17 protein-coding genes are annotated in these 21,627 nt (G+C 70.2%); 7 read left to right on the forward strand and 10 right to left on the reverse strand.

Annotated elements, in window-relative coordinates; genetic code table 11:
• Positions 1-105 precede the first annotated feature (105 nt).
• Genes ACIGEP_RS04860 through ACIGEP_RS04880 form a run of 5 tightly spaced genes read left to right on the forward strand, consistent with a single transcriptional unit; the run spans position 106 to position 5,849 of the window.
• Positions 106-1,353 (forward strand): ABC transporter substrate-binding protein, encoded by a 1,248-nt coding sequence (locus ACIGEP_RS04860; RefSeq protein WP_396660482.1) that lies wholly within the window; start codon positions 106-108, stop codon positions 1,351-1,353.
• Positions 1,350-2,357, forward strand: coding sequence for a carbohydrate ABC transporter permease (locus ACIGEP_RS04865; protein WP_396660483.1), 1,008 nt, complete (start codon positions 1,350-1,352; stop codon positions 2,355-2,357). Before ACIGEP_RS04860 ends, ACIGEP_RS04865 begins: the two co-directional genes overlap by 4 nt.
• The gene (locus tag ACIGEP_RS04870) at positions 2,354-3,202 is read left to right on the forward strand and encodes a carbohydrate ABC transporter permease (RefSeq protein ID WP_251580872.1); all 849 of its coding nucleotides are present in this window, start codon (positions 2,354-2,356) and stop codon (positions 3,200-3,202) included. Before ACIGEP_RS04865 ends, ACIGEP_RS04870 begins: the two co-directional genes overlap by 4 nt.
• Positions 3,203-3,234: 32 nt before the next feature.
• Positions 3,235-4,518, forward strand: a complete 1,284-nt coding sequence (locus ACIGEP_RS04875) for an ROK family protein (protein WP_396660484.1) — start codon at positions 3,235-3,237, stop codon at positions 4,516-4,518.
• 20 nt (positions 4,519-4,538) lie between these two features.
• On the forward strand, positions 4,539-5,849 hold the full coding sequence (locus ACIGEP_RS04880) for an alpha-galactosidase (RefSeq protein ID WP_396660485.1): 1,311 nt from the start codon (positions 4,539-4,541) through the stop codon (positions 5,847-5,849).
• 19 nt (positions 5,850-5,868) lie between these two features.
• Here the strand turns inward: ACIGEP_RS04880 and ACIGEP_RS04885 are convergent, their stop codons facing one another.
• The 4 genes from ACIGEP_RS04885 to ACIGEP_RS04900 are packed head-to-tail and all read right to left on the reverse strand — an operon-like array spanning position 5,869 to position 12,677.
• Positions 5,869-8,136: a beta-L-arabinofuranosidase domain-containing protein gene (locus ACIGEP_RS04885; RefSeq protein WP_396660486.1), complete on the reverse strand. Its 2,268-nt coding sequence runs from the start codon at positions 8,134-8,136 to the stop codon at positions 5,869-5,871.
• A complete protein-coding gene (locus ACIGEP_RS04890) occupies positions 8,133-9,602 on the reverse strand; it encodes an alpha-N-arabinofuranosidase (RefSeq protein WP_396660487.1) in 1,470 nt (489 codons plus the stop codon). Before ACIGEP_RS04890 ends, ACIGEP_RS04885 begins: the two co-directional genes overlap by 4 nt.
• A gap of 31 nt (positions 9,603-9,633) precedes the next feature.
• A complete protein-coding gene (locus tag ACIGEP_RS04895; protein ID WP_396660488.1) occupies positions 9,634-11,676 on the reverse strand; it encodes a TIM-barrel domain-containing protein in 2,043 nt (680 codons plus the stop codon).
• The gene (locus ACIGEP_RS04900; RefSeq protein WP_396661018.1) at positions 11,673-12,677 is read right to left on the reverse strand and encodes a substrate-binding domain-containing protein; all 1,005 of its coding nucleotides are present in this window, start codon (positions 12,675-12,677) and stop codon (positions 11,673-11,675) included. The genes ACIGEP_RS04895 and ACIGEP_RS04900 overlap by 4 nt, the downstream gene beginning before the upstream one ends.
• A gap of 181 nt (positions 12,678-12,858) precedes the next feature.
• Between ACIGEP_RS04900 and ACIGEP_RS04905 the strand changes: the two genes are divergently transcribed.
• Positions 12,859-14,559, forward strand: coding sequence for a beta-galactosidase family protein (locus tag ACIGEP_RS04905; protein WP_396660489.1), 1,701 nt, complete (start codon positions 12,859-12,861; stop codon positions 14,557-14,559).
• A 12-nt stretch (positions 14,560-14,571) separates the two neighbouring features.
• Here ACIGEP_RS04905 and ACIGEP_RS04910 read toward each other — a convergent pair whose 3' ends face one another.
• Complete coding sequence (locus tag ACIGEP_RS04910; RefSeq protein WP_396660490.1) at positions 14,572-14,874, reverse strand: DUF427 domain-containing protein; 303 nt, start codon at positions 14,872-14,874, stop codon at positions 14,572-14,574.
• An 87-nt stretch (positions 14,875-14,961) separates the two neighbouring features.
• Here ACIGEP_RS04910 and ACIGEP_RS04915 point away from each other — a divergent pair, with 87 nt between their 5' ends.
• Positions 14,962-16,254, forward strand: a complete 1,293-nt coding sequence (locus ACIGEP_RS04915; RefSeq protein ID WP_396661019.1) for a nitrate/nitrite transporter — start codon at positions 14,962-14,964, stop codon at positions 16,252-16,254.
• 57 nt (positions 16,255-16,311) lie between these two features.
• On the opposite strand, the gene ACIGEP_RS04920 is transcribed toward ACIGEP_RS04915, so the two are convergent.
• The 5 genes from ACIGEP_RS04920 to ACIGEP_RS04940 form a co-directional block, all read right to left on the reverse strand.
• Positions 16,312-16,569, reverse strand: a complete 258-nt coding sequence (locus ACIGEP_RS04920; RefSeq protein WP_064002034.1) for a DUF6458 family protein — start codon at positions 16,567-16,569, stop codon at positions 16,312-16,314.
• A 90-nt stretch (positions 16,570-16,659) separates the two neighbouring features.
• Positions 16,660-17,421, reverse strand: coding sequence for an SGNH/GDSL hydrolase family protein (locus tag ACIGEP_RS04925; RefSeq protein ID WP_396660491.1), 762 nt, complete (start codon positions 17,419-17,421; stop codon positions 16,660-16,662).
• 20 nt (positions 17,422-17,441) lie between these two features.
• The gene (locus ACIGEP_RS04930; RefSeq protein WP_396660492.1) at positions 17,442-18,791 is read right to left on the reverse strand and encodes an MFS transporter; all 1,350 of its coding nucleotides are present in this window, start codon (positions 18,789-18,791) and stop codon (positions 17,442-17,444) included.
• 35 nt (positions 18,792-18,826) lie between these two features.
• The gene (locus ACIGEP_RS04935) at positions 18,827-19,858 is read right to left on the reverse strand and encodes an LLM class flavin-dependent oxidoreductase (protein ID WP_396660493.1); all 1,032 of its coding nucleotides are present in this window, start codon (positions 19,856-19,858) and stop codon (positions 18,827-18,829) included.
• A gap of 87 nt (positions 19,859-19,945) precedes the next feature.
• The gene (locus ACIGEP_RS04940; RefSeq protein WP_396660494.1) at positions 19,946-21,622 is read right to left on the reverse strand and encodes a DUF885 domain-containing protein; all 1,677 of its coding nucleotides are present in this window, start codon (positions 21,620-21,622) and stop codon (positions 19,946-19,948) included.
• Between the last annotated feature and the right edge of the window lie 5 nt (positions 21,623-21,627).

A 21,627-nucleotide genomic window follows, 5' to 3' on the forward strand; every position in this document is an offset into this window, starting at 1 on the left:
GTAGACCACCCCTTCTTTTAAGCATTAGATTAAGGGCGATCGGTGCGACGGCGGACCGATCAGACTCCCGTATCGCCGTCACCATCCCGCAGAGAGGCGAGAAGGATGACATCACCCACGCGACGCAAGCTCGCAGTCACAGCAGCACTCCTCGGCGCATCCGCGCTGTTGATCTCCGGTTGCTCCAGCAATGCGGGCGGCGGCGGTGCCGATGGCCCGATCACGCAGTTCTACCACCAGTACGGCGAGGAAGGCGTTCAGGAGGCGGTCAACCGCTGGGCGGACGACTACAAGGACGCGAAGATCGACCTGCAGTGGGTCGAAGGAGACTACGCGCAGCGTGTGAACGCCCTGCTCGCCTCCGGCAGAGGCATCGACCTCTTCGAGTACAACGCCATCAACGTCGAGGCCGCGCGCCAGGGTCAGTACGCCGACATGACCGACCTCGTCGAGCCTGTCAAGGACGACATCCTCCCGATCGCCCTCAAGCCCGTGACGATCGACGGCAAGTACTACGGCATCCCGATGATCACGGACGCCCAGCTCTTCATCTACCGCCCCTCCATGTTCGAGGAGGCCGGTGTCGAGGTCCCCGAGACGTGGGACGAGCTCGTCGAGGCCGCCAAGAAGCTCACCAACGCCGACCACAAGGGCCTGTTCCTCGGCAACGACGGCGGCGCCGGCATCCTCGCCGCGAACCTGCCCCCGGCAGCACCCGGCGGCATCATCGACGACGGCAACACGACGATGTCGCTCGAGTCGCCCGAGCTCGCCGAGGCGCTCACCTCCGCCCACGAGCTGTACGACTCCGGCTCGTTGCTGATGGGCGCTCCGACCGACTGGTGGGACCCGACCTCCTTCATCGCCGGTGACGTCGCGATGAGCTGGCAGGGCCTGTGGGCGATCCCCGCGATCAAGGAGGCGCTCGGCGACGACGTCGCCGCGTTCCCGGTCCCCGCGCTCGAGGGTGGCCAGCCCATCGTCGGTGTGTCGCAGTGGAACGAGATGGTCGCCGGCAAGTCCGGAAAGATCGAGCAGGCCAAGGCGATCGCCAAGCAGCAGTGGATCGACGACAGCGACTGGCAGATCGAGTTCAGCACGAAGTACGGCTTCCACATCCCGCCGTTCAAGGACGCCCGGGAGAAGGCGGAGACCCTCGGTGACGGCGTCGCGAAGCAGATCGTCGACCTGACGACCGAGTACGGCTGGACCGGCGGCCCCTACTACACGCCCGCAATGAGCACCGCGCTCACCGATGCGGTCACCCGCATCGTCGTCGACGGCGCGGACGCGAAGTCCGAACTGTCGGCCGCGCAGTCCACGATGCAGGGCATGCTGGACACACTGCAGTGACTCAGCTCACGCCTCCGGTGGCCCGGGTCTCAGACCCGGGCCACCGGCCCACTCCCCCGCCCACCGTGCCGCGCGGGCGCCGCCCCATCCGCGGCACGCGACGCGCGTTCTGGCTCTTCGTCGGCCCGTTCTTCCTCGGCCTGGTGATCTTCAGCATCATCGCGCTGTTCTGGGGCTTCTACCTGAGCTTCACCCGCGCTGTCGCGACCATCACGCCGACCGACTTCGTCTGGTTCGACAACTACGTCGCCCTGCTGACCGACCCGAGCTTCCTCTCGTCGCTCCTGTCGTTCACCATCTTCGCGATCCTCGTCGTCCCGACCACCCTGATCGTCTCGCTGCTGCTGGCGATGCTGGTGGCCAACCTCCCGGTCGCGCGCGCCTTCTTCCGCTCCGTGTTCTTCCTCCCGACGGCGTTCTCGTACGTGATCGCCTCCCTCATCTGGAAGCTCGGCATCTTCAGCGGATCGACCTCCTCGGTCGCCAATTCGGTGCTGCAGGCTTTCGGCCTCGAGCCGGTGACCGCGTGGCTGACGCAGTCGCCGTACTACTGGGTCGTGATCGTCAGCGTGCGCCTCTGGCTGCAGGTCGGCTTCTACATGCTGCTGTTCATCGCGGGCCTGCAGCGGATCCCCGACACCCTCTACGAAGCGGCCGCACTCGACGGGCTCTCCCGCGGACCGCGTCGCTTCTTCGCCATCACGTGGCCACAGCTGCGGCCCACCACGGCAGCGGTGATGCTCCTGCTGCTGGTCGCCGCGTTCCAGGCGTTCGACGAGTTCTACAACCTCGTCCGGACGATCCCCTCGGTGCGGCCGCCCCTGCTGTACATCTACAACCTGTCGTTCCAGCAACTGGATTACGGCAAGGGCGCGGCGGGCGCGTTCGTCGTGACGGCGGTCGTCGTCCTGGTGGCCCTGCTGCAGTCCCGCTTCTTCGGTTTCGGTGCCGCGGATGAGACGAAGACGCCCCGCCGGGGCGCACGAAAGGAGCGTGCCTCGTGACCGTCGTCGGAAACCCCGTGCGCCGGCGGGTCGAGCTCACGCTGCGCTACATCGTCCTCGTCGTCCTCGCCATCCTCTTCCTGCTGCCCCTGTACGTGATGGTGAAGACAGCGGTGTCGCAGCCGTCGGATGTCACCTCGAAGCAGTTCGTCTGGTGGCCGGCCGACCCCAACTGGGGCAAGTTCGCCGAGATCTTCGCCGACGAGCGATTCGGGCAGTCGCTCATCACCTCGACGATCATGGCGGTTTCGATGACGGTCGGTCAGATCGTCATCGGCGCCCTCGCCGGGTACGGGCTCGCCCGCATCCCGAACCGCGCCTCGAAGTTCCTGCTCGCGGTGACCGTGACGATGCTGCTGATCCCGAGCGCCACGACGTTCCTTCCCAATTACCTCATCGTGTCGTGGCTGGGGTGGACGGAGACGCTCCAGGGCATCGTCGTCCCGACGTTGTTCACAGCCTTCAACGTGTTCCTGTTCCGACAGTTCTTCCTCTCCTTCCCCAAGGAACTGGAAGAGGCCGGCAAGCTCGACGGACTCGGCTACATCGGCACGTTCGTCCGTGTCGTCCTGCCGAACTCGCTCACGTTCGCCGCCGCGCTGACGGTGCTGGGATTCCTCGGCGCGTGGAACGCCTTCCTGTGGCCACTCGTCGTGGCCGGAACCGGTTTCGGTGCCCTGACGGTGCAGGTCTACCTCTCGTCGTTCATTACGGCGCAGACCTTCGACTACACCGGACTGTTCGCCGCCGGTTTCCTCGCGTCGATCCCCGTCCTGCTCGTCTTCATCCTGCTGCAGCGGTGGCTGCTGCGCGGTGTGGCCGAGACCGGCCTCGGTGGCGCCTGAGCCGCGGCTCGGGTCCGCGCCCGACGACGACCATGACCCGCACGCGCTCCTCGAGTGAGATCCGGGACGCCTCGCGGCGGGAGCTAGTCCGAGCTCTCGCCGTGGGCGGCACCGCGACGCGCACGGATCTCGCCCGGGCGACCGGGCTGAGCGCGGCGACCGTCTCGAATCTCGTCACGGAGCTGCGCGAGGACGGATTGATCGCGGATGCCGGAGTCGACACCGGCGGCGCGGGTCGCCCCACCACCGTCCTGCGCATCGACGGAGAAGGCGGTGCGCTCCTCGGGATCGACGTCGCCGAGACCTACATCCGGGCGGTGGTGTTCGACGCCGCGCTCAGCGAGATCGCCGCAGCGAACGTCGACGTCGATGAGGCGTGGGATTCGACCGACCGGATCGCGGACGCCGTGCGCCACGCGGTCTCTCAGGCGATGGAACGCAGCGGTCGACGGCCGGATGATCTCCTCGGGACGGGGCTGGGACTCCCCGGGCTGACCTCGGCCGACCCACGGCGCACGGCATCCACCCCGGCGTGGGCGACGCACATCCGGGACCTCGAGGACCGCCTCCGTCCGCACCTGCCCGGTCCCCTCGTGACCGCCAACCCCCTGCAGGCAGTCGGGCACTCCGAGGTCTGGTTCGGCACGGCGCGCGGACGCTCGACCGCGGTGGTGGTCAACCTCGGCACCGGTGTCGGCGCGGGCATCATCGTCGAGGGGCGGGTACTGCGCGGCGCCACGCGCAGCGCCGGCGAATGGGGCCACACCGTCCTCGAACTCGACGGACGCGCGTGCCGCTGCGGGCGGCGGGGGTGCGTCGAGGCCTACGTCGGCGTTCCCGGCATCCGGCAGACCCTGCGCGAGATCGCCGAAACCCACGACCTCCTGGGATTGCATCAGCGCGACTTCGTGCAGGGCCTGGGTGAGGCGGTCGACGACCCGGCCGTCGCCGAGACACTCGCGCGCACCGCGCGCTACCTGGGCATCGCGCTGTCCGACATCGTGGCGGTACTCAACCCCGAAGTCCTCACCCTCACGGGGTGGACGGCGTGGGCGCTCGGCGATGTGCTGCTGCCCGCGACGCGCGCGGCCCTCGCCGAGCGCGCGCCGGAGCTGACCGCCGCCCGCCTCGCGCTCGACGTCTCGCCCGTCCGGGTCAACAGCGTCGCGACGGGGATGGCCGTCCTGGCGTTCGAGCAGTACCTCGACACCCGAGCGCTTGCGCGTCGCACGCGCCCGCGCCCCGACACACCCGTCGCCCCCGCGCTGATCGTCGCGGCACCGACGGCATCCGCCCCTCAGCCCGTCGCGGGCTGAGCACGAGCACAGGAGATCCCATGGTCCTCTCACGCCCTCAGCGCCCCCCGATGGGGTGGAACAGCTGGGACTGCTACGGCACCACCGTCACAGAGGCCGAAGTCCTCGCCAACGCGCGCTTCATGGCCGAGCATCTTCGCGACGCCGGGTGGGACACGATCGTCGTCGATGCGGACTGGGCGGATCCCGACGCGCGCTCGCACGGCTACAACGAGGACGCCCGGCTGCACCTGGACGATTCCGGCCGCCTGCAGCCCGACCCGGTGCGCTTCCCGTCGTCGGCGGGCGGTGCCGGGTTCGGACCGCTCGCCGAACAGATCCACGCTCTCGGGCTGAAGTTCGGTCTGCATGTCATGCGCGGGATCCCCCGACGCGCGATCGCGCAGGGCCTGCTGCTCCACGACACCGCGACGCCGCTCGCCGACATCGCCGATCCCGCCAACGACTGCGAGTGGAACCCCCACTTCGTCGGGATCGACCACGATCACCCGGATGCCGCGGCCTACTACCGCTCCACCGTCGCCCTCTACGACCGGTGGGGGGTGGACCTCATCAAGGCCGACGACATGCTGTGGCCGTATCAGGAACGGGACATCACCGCCTACAGCGCCGCCGTCGCCGCCGCGGAGCGCGAGATCGTGCTCAGCCTCTCCCCCGGCCGCGACCTTTCGGCGGCCCACCTCGACCACCTCGCGGCACACGCCAGCATGTGGCGGATCTGCGACGACGTCTGGGACCGCTGGGAGGACGTGTCGGACAACCTGGCAAGGATGGCGCGGTGGGCGCCCCATGCCGAGCGCGGTGCCTGGCCGGATGCCGACATGCTGCCGCTCGGCCGGATCGGCATCCGTGCCGAGCGCGGAGAGCCCCGCGAGGACGCGCTGAGCCCGGACGAGCGACGCTCGCTCCTCACCCTCTGGGTCATCGCCCGCTCACCGCTCATGTTCGGCGGAGACCTCCCCACGACCGATCCGGCGACGATCGCGCTGCTGAAGAACCCCGGCATCGTGGACCTCCTCACCCGTTCCGAGCGCAGCGGTGAGATCCGACGAGAGCACGGTCTCGTGCTCTGGCAGGCCGCCGGGGGCGGCACGACCTGGGTCGCGGCCGTCAACACGACGGACGCGCCGCTGCAGGCCACGATCGATTCCCGCGACCTCGGCTTCGGTCCGGCTCCGCGGGTCGTGACCGACGTGTGGACCGGCGCCTCGGTCCCGACGCGGCCGGCGCGCACCGGCGACGCCACCGTCCGCGGTGTGGGGCCGGACTCCCGGGCGATGGACGTCACGCTCCCGCCGCACGGGTGCGCGTTCTGGCGCGTCGACGGATGACGGGGCGCGCGATCCGGGGCTATCCGAGTCGCGCGCTCATCATCCGCACCTCGGTGAGCCGAGGCGTGCCCTCCGCGCCGCCGACGACCGCGAGTGCCCACTGCACCCTGCCATCCGCCTGCGCGGTCAGGACGAGGTCGAGCACAGGCTCGTCCTGGGCGTCGACGAGCCGATCCCACAGCACGTCCCCGTCGAGCGTGACCCGCAGTCTGCGCGGGCGCTCCTCGGGGAGCCACGCGATCCGGAGGCTCGAGGCGGTCGCGCTCCAGTCCTGAAGGGTGAACGCGCCATCGGCGTGGAAGCGCCGCCAGTGCGCGCCCTGGTCGTAGCCCGACTCCGAGTCGGCCAGGGTGAGCGCGTGGTCGGACTCCGGCTGCTGCTGGCCGAACCCGATCACATCGAGCGTCCGGGCGTCGAGGACGTCGGCGCGCGCATCCTCGGCAGCGAGCTCGGCGCGGCGACGCGCGGCATCCGCCTCGGCCGCGACCGGGAACGACAGGACGTAGCGGTCGTCGTGCAGGGCGGCGAAGGGCTCGAGGACGATCAGACGGTGCAACGGTGTCTCGGGCAGGACCACGACGCCGCCCTCACGACGCTCGGCGCCGACGAGCTCGTCCGGGGCGACGACCGGCGCCTGTGCGAGGGGAAGGAGCGCACCGCGAGCGATGTGCCCCATCCGCGCCTCCGTCCCCAGGGGGTCCTCGGCAGGCTCCCGCAGCCGCTCCGCGAGGACCCGGGGGCCGTCGACGATCCACCCCCACCCGGCCTCGCCGGGCGGGAACTCCCAGCGCAACAGGGGCGGCATCTCCATCTCGATCGTGGTGCGTCCCTGCCACTCGCGGTCGAACTCGAACCACCCCTCGCGCGACGGGCGCACGGTGCGACCGTCGATCCGTGCGATGGCGGATCCCGGCAGGACACCGTCGGGCACACGGACGCGCACGGCCAGACGGCGCGGTGAGGTGACGGTGACGGTGACGACGGCGTCGTCGCCGAACGGACGTGCGGTGTCGATCTCGACGGTCACGCCGTCGTCCTCGACCCGTGCCGCGATGAGCAGCTGGACGTCGACGCGGCCGGGCGCACGCCCGAACACCGACAGGGGGTACCGCGCCGGCGCCTCCAGACCCGTCCCCATGCAGCACCAGAACCCGGTCTCCGGCCGCGAGTAGACACGATGGTGACCCGGTCGGTGGGACGTGAAGTAGACGATGCCGCCGTGCTCAGGATGCTGCGCCGACAGCAGATGCGCGCTGAGGGCGCGTTCGATGTAACCGAGGTGGGCGGGGTCGCCGGAGCGACGGTGCATCTCCCGCGCCAGCTCGACCATGTTGACCGTGTTGCAGGTCTCCGGCCCCTCGCGGGCGGTGAACATGCTCGACCAGTCGTCGCGCGGCGAGAAGTGCTCGCGCACACTGTTGCCGCCGATCGCGGTGGTGCGACCGCCGACGACACTCCCCCAGAACGTGTCAGCCGCCCTGCCGTACTCTGCGGGCGCACCCATCCGGGCGAGCACCGCATACCCGAGGGCGAGCGGGATGTGCGCGTTCGCATGTCGGCCGTCCAGCGGATCCCGACCCGCCGCGAGCGGCTCGAGGAAGGAGCTCACCGCGAGGCGCTGCGCCAGCTCCCACGCCTCGCCGTCGTCGGTGAGCTCCGCCCAGCGCGCGAACGTCGCGGCGAGTCCACCGGGCTCCGTGCGCAGCACCTGCTCGACGCGTTCGTCTGTCAGGTCGGCGAACGTCCGCACCCACCACGCGACGTAGTCGTCGGCGATCACGCGCGCCGACTCCGAACCTGCGTGCGCGACGGCGTCGACCAGCCCCGTGAGCGTCTTGTGCAGGTTGTAGAGCGGCGCCCACCGCCCGTCGAGATCGAACGACTGAGCCTCGACGCGACCGTCGGAGATCTCGTCCCAGAGAGCCACCCCCTCCGGCACGCCGCCGACGTAACCGGTGCCGAGCGCGAGCTGACACTCGCGGAGCCCACTCAGGATCAGCTCCATCCGCTGCCGTGCTGCTGCGGATCCGCCCGCCGCGTGCGCCGCCAGGGCGCTCAGCGCATGTCCGAGCGTGTGACCCTCGAGGCCGTCCGCCTCCCAGCCGCCGTATCCGGGGCCCTTCGCCAGGCCCGACTCGCGACGGAACGGGGCGAGGAGCATGTCGGGGTCCAGCCGGAGGACCGCCTGCAGGGCGAGCTCCTGCGCCCGGGCGAACGGACCCGGGGTGAGCGTCACCGCGGCGAGGGGGAAGGGCTCCGCTCCCGCCGGCATCGGGGACGCGGTCACCCGCCGACCCGGACGCGCACGGTGACGATGCTGCGCGGCGGCACCGCCAGTCGCACCTCGTTTCCGTGGACGACCGTCCCGAAGAAGTCGACCGGTGCGACGGCCTCCGGGTCGTCGAAGGTGTTGTGAGCGGATGCCGCGGCGTGCAGCATCCGTGCACCGACCACCTCGCCCACGCGTTCCGGCAGCCGCAGCGCGAGGTCGGACTCGGCGTTCAGGTCCCAGTTGACGACGCTGACGGTGTAGACGTCGTCCTTCACGCTGACGGTGTGGTCGAGGTGCGCCGCGGCGGGGCCCTCCGCCCGACCCGAGGCATCCGTCGTCGCGACGAACTCGGCGTCCTGGTGGTCGACGTACAGGCCGAAGGCGTGGAAGGTCGGCGTCCTCACCATGCGGGGGCCGTCGGTCAGGAGCATCGCCTGCAGCACGTTGACCATCTGCGCGATGTTCGTCATCCGCACCCGCGCGGCGTGACGGTGGAAGATGTGGAAGTTCACCGCCGCCACGATCGCGTCGCGCATCGTGTTCTGCTGGTACAGGAAACCCGGGTTCGTCCCCTGCTCGACGTCGTACCAGGTGCCCCACTCGTCGACGAAGAGGCCCACCCGGCGGGCCGGGTCGTGACGGTCCATGATCTCGCCGTGCCGACGCAGCAGGGTGTCCATCATCCGGGTGCGGTGGATCGTGTCGTACCAGGCGGCATCGTCGAAGCTCAGGGCGGCGCCCTTCACGTCCCACTCCCCCGTCGGGAGCGTGTAGTAATGCAGGCTCAGCGCATCCATGTGCTCGGCGGCGCGGGCCATGAGGACATCGGTCCACTCGTAGTCGTCCGCATTCGCGCCGCACGCGACCTTCGCGACATGGCTGTCGCCGTAGTCGCGCACGAACGTCTGATACTGGCGGTACAGGTTGGCGTAGTGGAGCGGAAGCATGTTGCCGCCGCATCCCCAGCTCTCGTTGCCGACCCCGAAGAACTGCAGCTTCCACGGCTGCTCGCGCCCGTGTGCGCGACGGAGCTCGGCCATCGGGGTGTGCTGGTCGAGCGTCATGTACTCGATCCAGTCCTGCATCTCGGCGACGGTCCCGCTGCCGACGTTGCCGTTGACGTACGCCTCGGCGTCGAGCTGGTGCAGGAGCTCGAAGTACTCGTGCGTGCCGAAGGTGTTGGGGTCGACAACGCCGCCCCAGTGGGTGTTGACCATCGCCCGGCGCTGCTCGGTCGGCCCGACACCCCCGAGCCAGTGGTACTCGTCGGCGAAACAGCCGCCGGGCCAGCGGACCACGGGGACCTTGATCTCGCGGAGCGCGGCAATCGCATCCGTGCGCAGTCCGTTCTTGTGCGGGATCGCGTCCTGGTCGCCGACCCACAGACCCTCGTAGATGCCGCGGCCGAGGTGCTCGGCGAACTGGCCGTAGATGCGGCGGTCGATGCGATGGGCGCGGGTGGTGGCGGTGATGATGCTCATGAGTGTGCTCTCCGTCGAGTCGTGGCGGTGGTCAGGGGTGGGACAGCTCGGGCAGATCCGCGAGTCGTGCGAGCGCCGCACCGACTCGTCCGCCCCGATGGAAGACGGGAATCGAGGCGAGCGGGGCGTCGACGGTGACGGTCCGGCCGCCCTCGTGGACCTCGCCCGTCCGGGCGTCGGTCCACTCCGCCCCCGCCGGCAGGTACACGTCCCAGCGGGTGGCGCCGGGGACGGTGACGGGGGCGACCAGGATGTCGGGACCGAAGAGGAACTGGCCGGGCGTCGTCCACGCCGACTCGTCGTCGGGGAACTCGAAGAACATGCCGCGCATGACCGGCGCACCGTCGCGGTGGGCGTCGGCCATCGCTGCGCGCGTGTAGTCGCGGAGGTCCTCCCGCAGGCGGATGTACGCCACGAGCACCGCCTCGATCTCGGGGCCGAAGCTCCACACCTCGTTGTCGGCCCCCGTCCCGACGCGGGCGACTCCCTGCGCGTCGACGATCGGGGTGCCGGGCACGCGGTCGCCGTGCAGGCGCATGACGGGACTGAACGCGCCGAACTGGAACCAGCGGACCAGCAGCTCGTGGAAGGCGGGCTCCCGCACGTCTCCGCCCGTGAAGCCGCCGATGTCCGTCGTGAACCAGGGGATGCCGGCGGCACCCATGTGGACGCCGGCGGCGATCTGCGCACGCAGGTCGGCGAAGGTCGAGTGGACATCCCCCGACCACACGAGCGCACCGTGTCGCTGCGACCCAGCCCACGCCGCGCGCACGAGGGACACCGGCTGGTCGTTGCCCTCCGATCGCAGGCCGTCGGCGATCGCGCGCGTGAACTCCCGCGGGTACAGATTGGCGACCTGCGCACTCGGTCCCGCGGCGAGACGGTAGTTCTCGAAGTGGTACGCGCCGTACTCGGGCTCCGCCTCGTCGAGCCAGAACGCCGTGATGCCGTAGGCGCCGTAGCTCTCGGCGAGCTTGCGCCACAGGAACTCCCGCGCGCGCGGCTCGGTGACGTCGAGGAACCGCGTGTACTGACCGTCGAAGTAGTACTGGACGTCGATGCCGCGCCGTGTGCGCACCAGCATGTTGCCGTCGCGCAGCTCGGCGAAGTTCTCCGACTCCGTGGCCACCTGCGGCCACACCGACACCATGAGCTCGATGCCGAGCTCGCGCAGCTCCGCGGTCATGGCGGCGGGGTCCGGCCAGTACTCGTCCTCGAAACGCCAGTCCCCCATCCAGCGCCAGTGGAAGAAGTCGGCGACGATGACGTCGATCGGGATGCCGCGGCGCCGGTACTCGCGCGCCACGGCGAGCAACTCGTCCTGAGTCGAATAGCGCAGCTTGCACTGCCAGAAGCCGAGACCGTACTCGGGCATCATCGGCGCGTGGCCGGTCGCCTCGGCGTAGGCCGCGGCGATCTGCGCCGGACGAGGGTCGGCGCACACCCACCAGTCGAACTGGGTGGCGCTCTCGGCCTCCCACTCCGTTCGGTTCGTGCCGAAGACCGCGCGGCCGATCGCGGGGAGGTTCCAGAGGAAGCCGTACCCCGCGCTGGAGACCACGAAGGGAACGGAGGTCTGCGAGTTCCGGTGCGCGAGTTCGAGCACCGACCCCTTCAGATCGACGACGTCCTGCTGGTACAGGCCCATGCCCACGAGGTGCTCGTCCGCCGGGGTGGCCAGGCTCAGCCGCAGTCGGTGATCGCCGCCTTCGGTGGGGCGGAACTCCCGCGCGGCGAGCTTGAGCGCGCCGCCGTCGGTGATCTCCTCGAACAGCAGCCGGCCCTCGGCATCCTCCACGCGCAGGCGCAGTCGGGTCGTGTGGAAGCCCGTCGACCAGTCGTTGTACGCGTCCTGCTCGGCGACGACGCGCACTCCGCCTGCCGCAACCGTCGCGACGGCTCCGTCGACGGTCACCCCCGCACGGGTGTCCGGCACCTCGACCAGGGCACCCAGGGCGTCGTCGATCGCACCGAGCGAGGCGCGGACGCGGACGCCCCGCCCCCACGCCTGGATCGAGACGGACTGACCGTCTCCGCGCCAGAGCACACCGGTGTCGGAGGAGTGGAACGTCATGGGGTCGCCCTTCGGATGACGGGGGCCGTGCTGCTACGCACGACCAGTCGGGTGGGAACGAGCAGACGGCGTACGGCCGCGGGCTCGTCGATGCGGGTGAGGAGGACGTCGACGGCCGCGCGGCCGACCTCGTCGAACTCCTGGTGGACGGAGGTCAGCGGCGGCCAGAACTGAGCGGCCTCGGGCATGTCGTCGAATCCCACGACGCTGACCCGTGCCGGCACGGCGACGCCTGTCTCGTGGAGGGCGCGAAGGACCCCGAGCGCCATCTGGTCGTTCGCCGCGAAGATCGCGGTGACCTCCGGCCGCTCGCGCAGCCGGCATCCGGCGGCGTAGCCCGACAGCGCGCTCCAGTCGCCCCGCTCCACTCCCGGCACCTCGCGGCCCACCGCGGTCAGCGCGGTCCGCCAGCCGTCCTCCCGGCGCACCGCGGAGTAGGAGTTGACGGGTCCCGCGACATGGTGGACCGTGCGATGACCGAGCTCCAGCAGGTGCCCGACGGCTTGGCCGGCGCCCATCGTCTGATCCGTGTCGACGAAGGACCTGTCCTCGAGCGCCGACGCGTCGACCACGACGACGGGCAAGTCGTCGGGCAGGGGCAGGTCCTCCCCCGCCGAGAGGTGGTCGCCGATCGCGATGACCAGGCCGTCGACGGCCTGGTCGCGAGCGTGTTCGATCGCCTCGGCCACCGCCGCGCGATCGAACCGCGCCGTCGGCACGAGGGCGACGGCGTATCCGGACGATGCGCCGGCCCGCGAGATCGCCTCCCACGTGCGCACGCTGCCGTACGAGGTCAGGTCGCTCATGATGACGCCGATGCTGCGGTACCGAGCCGAACGCAGCGCTCGGGCGGCGCGGTTGGGCCGGTAGCCGAGCTCCCGCATGCTGGCGAGGACGCGCTCCCGAGTGGGTTCGTCGACCCGCGCGGCCCCCGTCACGACGCGCGACACCGTCTGCGCCGAGACACCGGCGCGCCGCGCGACGTCGGCCTGCGTCGGCACCCCGTGCGGCGTCCCGCCCCGGCGCACCGCGGGTTCGGCGACGGGGGTCACGACACCCTCATCGGGAGCCGGTCGCGTGCTACGCTGAGGCGACATGATTGCGTAAACATAGCAGTTCACGCAGCGACACGGCACCCCCGTCACACGGACGCCGGAACGCACGCCCCCGAGCGGAGATCACATGAGCACTTTCGCCATCGGCGACCGCGACTTCCTGCTGGACGGCCGGCCGCATCGCGTCATCTCGGGCGCGCTGCACTACTTCCGGGTCCACCCGGGAGACTGGGCCGACCGCATCCGCAAGGCGCGCCTCATGGGCCTGAACACCATCGAGACCTACGTCGCCTGGAACGCGCACGAACCCGTCGAGGGTCAGTGGTCCGAGTCCGACGGCCTCGATCTCGGGCGCTTCCTCGACCTGGTCGCCGCCGAGGGCATGCACGCCATCGTCCGCCCGGGGCCCTACATCTGCGCCGAGTGGCACAACGGCGGCCTGCCCACATGGCTGACGGCGATCCCCGGCATCCGACTGCGGCGGACGGACGCCGTCTACCAGGCCGCCCTCGAGACATATCTGCGGCGCGTGTACCGCACCGTCGCCCCCCGTCAGATCGACCGCGGCGGCAACGTGATCCTCGTCCAGATCGAAAACGAGTACGGGGCGTACGGGTCCGACAAGGAGTACCTCGCCGAGCTCGTCCGAGTCACCCGCGACTCCGGCATCACCGTGCCGCTGACGACGGTCGACCAGCCCGAGGACGACATGCTCTCGGCGGGCTCACTCCCCGGGCTCCACCTCACCGGCTCCTTCGGATCACGGGCGCAGGAACGGCTCGCGACGCTGCGGGCCCACCAGCCGACGGGTCCCCTGATGTGCTCGGAGTTCTGGGACGGCTGGTTCGACTGGTGGGGTGGGCAGCATCACACGACGGATGCCGCGACCGCCGCCCGCGAGCTGGACGACCTCCTCGCCGCGGGCGCGTCCGTGAACATCTACATGTTCCACGGCGGGACGAACTTCGGTACCACCAACGGCGCGAACGACAAGGGCCGCTACCTCCCCATCACGACGTCGTACGACTACGACGCCCCCCTCGACGAGGCGGGAGACCCGACGGAGAAGTTCCACGCCTTCCGCGAGGTCATCGCGAAGTACTCCCCCGTCCCCGCCGAGACGCCGGCGGCTGCGGCGCGCCGCCCGGAGTTCACGGTCGACCTCGCGGCGGCCGGCGCGGCATCCGCCTCGTCAGCGGCGCGGGCGGGCATCGCGACCTTCGAAGAGGCACGGCACACCGGCACGCTGCTGCGCTACGAGTGCTCCCTGCCGGACCGGTTCGCCGGGGGCGTCCTCGAGGTGGGCGAGATCCGGGACCAGGCATGGGTGTCGGTCGACGGCATCCGGGTCGGATCTCTCTCGCGCACGCGCCACGAGCACGCGCTGCGTCTTCCCGCCGGACGACACCTCTCGATCCTCGTCGAGGAACAGGGGCGCGTGAACTACGACGATCGGCTAGGCGAGGCGAAGGGCCTCATCGGACCCGTCACGGTCGACGGCATCGAACCCTCCGACTGGCGAACCACCCCCGTCCTCCTGGCGGAGGCGGCGGCGGCGCGCGAGGTGTTCGTCTCGGAGGGCGACTTCGATCTCGACGCGCCGACCGACCTGTTCCTCGACACCAACGGATGGGGCAAGGGATACGTCTTCGTCGGCGACTTCCTGCTCGGTCGGTACTGGTCCAACGGTCCGCAGCGGACGCTGTACGTGCCCGCTCCGGTCACTCGCGCGGGGCGGAACACGATCACGGTCATCGAACTCGATCAGCCGCGACCGGTCACGGCGAGATTCGTCGCCACCGCCGAGCTCGGCCCGCTGCACGAGTGAGGCCGGTGCGGGTCAGGCTCCGACCGTGACTCCCGGCGAGAACGCGACGTAGCCGGAGAAGTCCTTGCCGACCCGATCGAAAGCCGAGGGGTACGGATTCGGGTAGGACCATGCGCCGTCGGCGAGACGTTCGGAGCCGGCGTCGATGTGGAAGTACTGGCACTCGCCCTTCCACGGACACGTGTAGGGAGTGGGACTCTCGACCAGCACGCCGTTCTTCACGGATGACGGGGGGAAGTAGGCGTTCCCCTCGATGCGGATGATCTCGTCGTCATCCGCCTCGGCGATGACGGTGTCGCCGATGGTGGCCTTCATGTCGTCCTCCGTTCGCCCGGGTGCGGTGGAGCAAGCGTACGCCCGGGGCGGAGTAGCGTGGGCGGGGTGAGTGGAACCGGTCCCGGCATGCGTGCGTGGATCATCTGGGGCACCGGTGTGGCGGCCTACATGCTCGCGGTCACCAACCGCACGTCCCTGGCCGCCGTCGGCGTCGACGCCGCGGACAGGTTCCAGGCCGACGCCGCCACGCTGTCGCTCTTCGCCGTCGTCCAGCTCGCCGTCTACGGCGGCATGCAGATCCCCGTCGGCATCCTTCTCGACAGGTTCGGTTCACGCCCGATCATCACGATCGGCATGGTCCTGATGGCCGTCGGTCAGCTCACGATGGCCCTCTCCCCCAGCGTGGGTGTGGCGATCCTCGCCCGCATGCTCCTCGGCGCCGGCGATGCCGCCGTGTTCCCTGCCGTCCTCCGCCTCGTCGCGACCTGGTTCCCCGCACAACGCGGACCGTTGATGGTCCAACTGACCGGCATCCTCGGACAGGCGGGCCAGCTGATCGCCGTCATCCCGATCGCCACGATCCTCCACGCCACGTCGTGGACGATCACCTTCGGCGGCATCGCCGGACTGTGCGTCCTGTTCGCGGTGCTCGTCTTCGCCCTCGTCCGCAACCGGCCCCCCGACCTCGCCCGCGATGTGACCGTCGACACCGGCACCGGGGCGATCCGCGTCGTGACCTCCACGATCGACACCGGCGTCGGGATCCGCGCCGCCCTCGCCCACCCCGGCACGCGTCTCGCGTTCTGGTCGCACTTCACGACCCCCTTCGCCGGCACCGCCTTCATACTGCTCTGGGGCTTCCCGTATCTCACGGCGGGCGAGGGGAGATCGGTCGCCGAGGCGGGCGCCCTCACCTCGCTCTACGTCTTCGCGGGTATGGCTCTCGGTCCCGTCCTGGGCGAGCTCTCGCGCCGCGCCCCGCTTCGCCGCTCCCGCGCACTCGTACTCCCTGCCGTCGGCGTGCAGTTCGTCGCGTGGACCGCCGTCATCGTGTGGCCGGGTCCGGCTCCGCTCTGGCTGCTCGTCATCCTCCTGGTCGCGCTGGCCATGGGTGGTCCCGCCTCGATGATCGCGTTCGACCACGCCCGCACACACAATCCGTCGCACCGCCTGAGCACCGCGACCGGCGTCACGAACGCGGGCGGGTTCCTCGCCGCACTCCTGGCGATCTTCGCGATCGGTTTCGTGCTCGACCTGCAGGGCGCCGGAACCCCCGAGACCTATCGGCTCGACGCGTTCCGCATCGCCTTCCTGGTGCAGATCCCCCTGTGGATCCTCGGGGCCACCTTCATCAGCATCGAGCGGCGGCGCACCCGCATCCACATCGGAATGGACCCGCCCCGCCGGCCCCGTCGCTGACGGCACACACGACGAAGGCCCGTCTCAGAGACGGGCCTTCGAAGTCCTGCAGCGAGTTCAGTACGTGCCGTCTCCCGACGTGCGCGTCTCGGAGCGGGTGACCCGCTCCCCCGCGACAGGGTCGACCGTTCGGACGGTCGACTCGCTGGAACGCCGCCGCAGCATCAGCACGAGACCGATGATGAAGACGACAGCGCCGGCGGCCATGAGGATGTAGCCGATCATGTCGAGGTTGACGTACTGGACGTCGACGTTGACGGCGAACACCAGGATGGCCCCGATGACGAACAGCACGATTCCGGTTCCGATGCTCATGCGCACACTCCCTTTCTAGGCTGTGTGCTCCGATCATCCCGGACCCTGCCAGATTCCTGGATCCTCTTGACAGAACCGCCGGATCGGGGATCAGCGCGGGGAGACCGTGATCCAGTCCGCGAACTTCGGCTCCCGTCCGTCCCCGGACGAGGTGCCGGTCAGACGCCGCCGCAGCCAGGGTCCGAGGTGCTCGCGGAAGTAGCGCCCGCGGCCGAGGGCGACCGCAGTGTCCTCCTCCTCGAGTCGCCACCAGCCGTCGGGCGCCCGCTCCCCCAGCGCCTCGAGCACGCGCGCCGCGACGCGGTGGTGCCCGCGGGAGTTCATGTGCAGCCGGTCGTCGGACCAGAACGACGGATGCGACAGCTCGCGGTCGGGCCAGTTCAACGCGACGACCAGGTCGTCGCGCCCACGGATGCGTCCCTCGACCGCTCGCGACAACTCGTCGCCCCGCCGCTGGATGAGGCGCGACATCGGGAGCTGCGCGGAGGGGTTCGCTCCGGAGAGGACGATCATCGTCACCCCCTCCTCGTCGCACCGTCGCAGGACGTGCGTGAACGCGTCGGCGATGCGGGAGATGGGCGTCCGAGGACGGAGCATGTCGTTGCCGCCCCCGTTGAACGAGAGGTGGGTCGGCCGCAGGGCGAGGGCGCGCTCGAGTTGCTCCTCGACGATGGGCTGCATCAGCCTGCCGCGGATGGCGAGGTTCGCGTACGAGATCGACGCGCCGCGTGAGTCCGCCCAACCCTGGGCGACGAGGTCCGCCCACCCGCGGACGCTGCCGTCCGGAAGCTCATCGCCGACGCCCTCCGTGAACGAGTCCCCGATCGCGACGTAGCGGATGTCCTGCGGCATCCCTTCAGCGTACGAGCCGCTCACTCGGCGAGGCTCCGACCGCGCGACTCGGCGAGCCCCCAGGTGGCCGCCGCAGCCACGGCGAAAAAGGCGCTGAGGACGACGAACACCGCCGGGATGCCTCCCATCGCCTGCAGGGCGGGGACCGCGGGCGGGGCCAGGATCGACGCGATGCGACCGACGCCGGCGGCCCATCCGGCTCCCGTCGCGCGCAGCGACGTCGGATACGTCTCGGGGGTGACGGCGTACAGCGCTCCCCACGCGCCGAGGTTGAAGAAGGACAGCGCCATCCCCGTGCCGAGGATCATGGGCACGGACGTCGCTTGACCGAAGAGGATCGCGGCGACGGCGGAGCCCGCGAGGAAGACCGACAGCGTCGCGCGACGACCCCAGACCTCGATGAGCCAGGCGGCGACGGCGTAACCGGGCACCTGCGCGAGCGTAATGATGAGCGTGAACTCGAAACTGCGCACCAGACCGAAGCCCTGCGAGACGAGGAGCGTGGGAATCCAAATGAAGGCGCCGTAGTACGAGAAGTTGACGCAGAACCAGACCACCCAGAGGGCCGCGGTGCGGACGCGGACACCCGGCGCCCACAGCCCACGAAGACGCATCGCGACCGATGTGGCGGGGGCGACGACGACGTCGGGAGCTTCCGCGGGCATCGGCGCCACCCGCCCGAACACCACCCGCGAGGACTCGAGACCCCTGACGACGGCATCGGCGTCCGCCTCGCGGCCGCGCGAGGCGAGCCAGCGCGGCGACTCCGGCAGCCCCCACCGCACGACGAGGGCGTAGATCGCAGGGACGGCACCGATCGCGAGCGCCCACCGCCATCCCTCCGGCACCGACGGGATCACGAGGTACCCGATGAGGGCGGATGCCGTCCACCCGACCGCCCAGAAGGCCTCGAGCACGACGATGATGCGCCCCCGCATCCGCGCCGGGGCGAATTCGCTCACGTACGTGCTCGCCACGGGCAGTTCGGCGCCGAGTCCGAGGCCCACGAGAAAGCGCAGCGCGATCAGGGCGATGAGGCCGCCCGCGAGGGCGCTGGCGCCCGTGGCGATGCCGTAGACCAGGAGTGTCAGTGCGAACACCGACCGGCGTCCGATCCGATCGGCGAGGAGTCCGCCGACCGTGGCGCCGATCGCCATGCCGGCGAAGCCCGCGGACGCGATCCACGACGTCTCCGCCGTCGTCAACTGCCACTCGTTCACGAGGGCCGCGATGACGAAGGAGATCAGCCCGACGTCCATGGCGTCGAGTGCCCACCCCGCGCCGGACCCGGTCAGCACGCGCAGATGCGTGCGCGTGAACGGCAGCCGGTCGAGTCGGTCGGTCAGGGTGCCCGTCGAGGTCGCGGTCATCCCTGCATCGTATGAGGACCGCGACCCCCTGCGGGTCACTCGCCCAGCATCTCGCGGACGAGCGGGATGACCTTCGTGCCATACAGCTCGACTGAGCGCATGAGCTTGTCGTGCCCGAGCGTGCCGTTGGCGTACTTGAGGTCGAAGCGTCCCGCCCCGAGGGTCGTGATGGTGTCGGCGATCTTCCGGGCGACCGTCTCAGGCGAACCGGCGTAGATGGAGCCCTCGGGACCGATCTCATGCTGGAACCGCATCCGGCTGTACGGCGGCCACCCGCGGTCGCGCCCGATCGTGTTGTTCTGCGCCTCGAAGCCGGGGTAGGCCTCCTCCCACGCCTGCTCATCGGTGTCGGCGATGTGGCCGGGAGAGTGGATGCCGATGGGCTGGGCCTCGGTGCCGAGCTCACCGATCGCGCGGTGATAGAGGTCGACGTAGGGCCGGAATCGCGCCGCGGGTCCACCGATGATCGCGAGCATGAGGCCGTAGCCGTACCGCGCGGTCCGGACGACGGACTCGGGCGATCCGCCGACACCGACCCACGCTCGGATGCCGTCCTCCGTCTTCGGGAAGACGTCCGCCGCGTGCAGCGCGGGGCGGGTCGTTCCCTGCCAGGTCACGGGCTTCTCCTGACGCAGCAGTGAGAAGAGCTCGAGTCGCTCCTCGAAGAGCGCCTCATAGTCGGAGAGGTCGAACCCGAACAGCGGGAAGGATTCGATGAAGGAGCCGCGCCCGAGGATGACCTCGGCCCGGCCCTCCGAGATCGCCGCGAGGGTCGCGAAGCGCTCGTAGACACGCACCGGGTCATCGCTCGAGAGCACGGTGACCGCCGTGCCGACGCGGATCCGCTCGGTGCGCGCGGCGATCGCGGAGAGCACGATCTCAGGACTCGAGACGGCGTACTCGGCTCGATGGTGCTCCCCCACGCCGATGAAGTCGACGCCGACCTGGTCGGCGAGCGTCGCCTGAGCGAGCAGGTTCCGGATCGCCTGCGCGCCCGACACCTTCTCCCCGTGCTCGTCCACCGTGATATCTCCGAAGGTGTCGAGCCCGAGCTCCACTGCGGTCATGTTCGCCCCTTTCATTCAGCTGAATGAACGCTCACGGGGATGCCGGGTATTCCCGGCATCCCCGTCCGTCCGTGCGCGCGTCGCCGCTCAGCCGTCGCGGAGGGCGGCCCGCAGCGTGTCGAGACCAACCCCGCCGAGCCGGAGCGCCCGCATGTGGAACCTCTTGATGTCGAAGTCCGCACCCCCGCGCTGGGCGGCCTCGTCGCGGATCTGCTCCCAGATCCGCTGGCCGACCTTGTAGGAGGGCGCCTGCCCCGGCCAGCCGAGGTAACGATTCACCTCGAACCGGATGAACTCGTCCGGCATGTTGACGTTGCGGCGCATGAACTCCAGCGCGTACTCGGCATCCCACACCCCGGTACCGTCCAGGCGCGGCTTGCCGAGGTGCACACCGATGTCGAGCACGACACGCGCGGCGCGCATGCGCTGACCGTCCAGCATCCCCAGGCGATCGGCCGGGTCGTCGAGGTACCCGAGCTCGGCCATCAGCCGCTCGGCGTAAAGGGCCCAGCCCTCGGCGTGACCGCTCGACCCGGCGAGCAGACGGCGCCACGAGTTCAGTTCGGCTCGGTTGTAGACGGCCTGGGCGATCTGGAGGTGATGCCCGGGGACACCCTCGTGGTACACGGTCGTGAGCTCCCGCCACGTGTCGAAGGAGTCGACACCCTCGGGGACCGACCACCACATGCGCCCGGGCCGCGAGAAGTCGTCGGTCGGGCCGGTGTAGTAGATGCCGCCCTCGTTCGTCGGGGCGATCATGCACTCGAGGCGACGGATCGGCTCGGGGATGTCGAAGTGCGTGCGGCCGAGCTCCTCGACGGCACGATCGCTGGTCTCCTGCATCCACTTCTGCAGAGCGTCCGAGCCGTGCAGCTTGCGGCTCTCGTCCTGCTCGAGGAAGGCGACCGCCTCCTCGACCGTCGCACCCGCCTTGATCTCGTTCGCGATCGCCTCCTGCTCCGCGACCATCCGCGAGAGCTCCTCGACGCCCCACTCGTAGGTCTCGTCGAGGTCGATCGTCGCCCCGAGGAAGCTGCGGGAGTGCAGCGCGTAGAGCTCCCGGCCGACGGCGTCGGTCTCGGATGCCGCGGGTGCCAGCTCGTCGCGCAGGAAAGCGGCGAGCTGGTCGTACGCCACCCGTGCGGCTCCGGCGTTGTCGGCCAGATCGCGGGCGAGCGAGGCGGGGAGGTGCCCTTCGGCGGGGGCCGCCTCGCCGACGAACGTCGCGAAGAAGCCGGTGTCGCTCGTGTAGCGCGCGATCTGCGTCACGACTTCGCGCACCTGGCGCTGGGCGGGGACCACTTCCTCCGAAATGCCCTGGCGGAGCGTCTCGACGTAGCCGGCGAGGGCGCCCGGGATCGCGGCGAGGCGCGTCGCGACGACCGACCAATCGTCGACCGTGTCGGTGGGCATCAGGTCGAACACCGCGCGGATGTCCTGCGACGGCGACGCGATGACGTTGAGGTCGCGCAGGTGCGACTTCGCCGCGTGCAGGTCCAGGTGCAGACCCAGCTCCGCGGAGAGGTCCATCTTCGTGACCTCGTCGACGTCGTCGACCGTCTCGGCCCCCTCCAGCGCGCGGAGCGTGTCGGACGCCGCGGCAGCGAGGCGCTCGTGTCCGGCGGGCGAGTAATCGTCCAGTCGCCCGTTGTGCTCGGTGCGCCCGATGTAGGTCGCGAGACCCGGCGAGAGTTCGGCGAGAGTGTCCACCCAGCGGTCCGCGATCGTGTCGATCGGAGTGGGTGTGCGTTGTGCGTCCGTCATCCTCC

It is taken from the genome of Microbacterium sp. NPDC077663 (assembly GCF_044542795.1).
Taxonomy (GTDB): Bacteria; Actinomycetota; Actinomycetes; order Actinomycetales; family Microbacteriaceae; genus Microbacterium.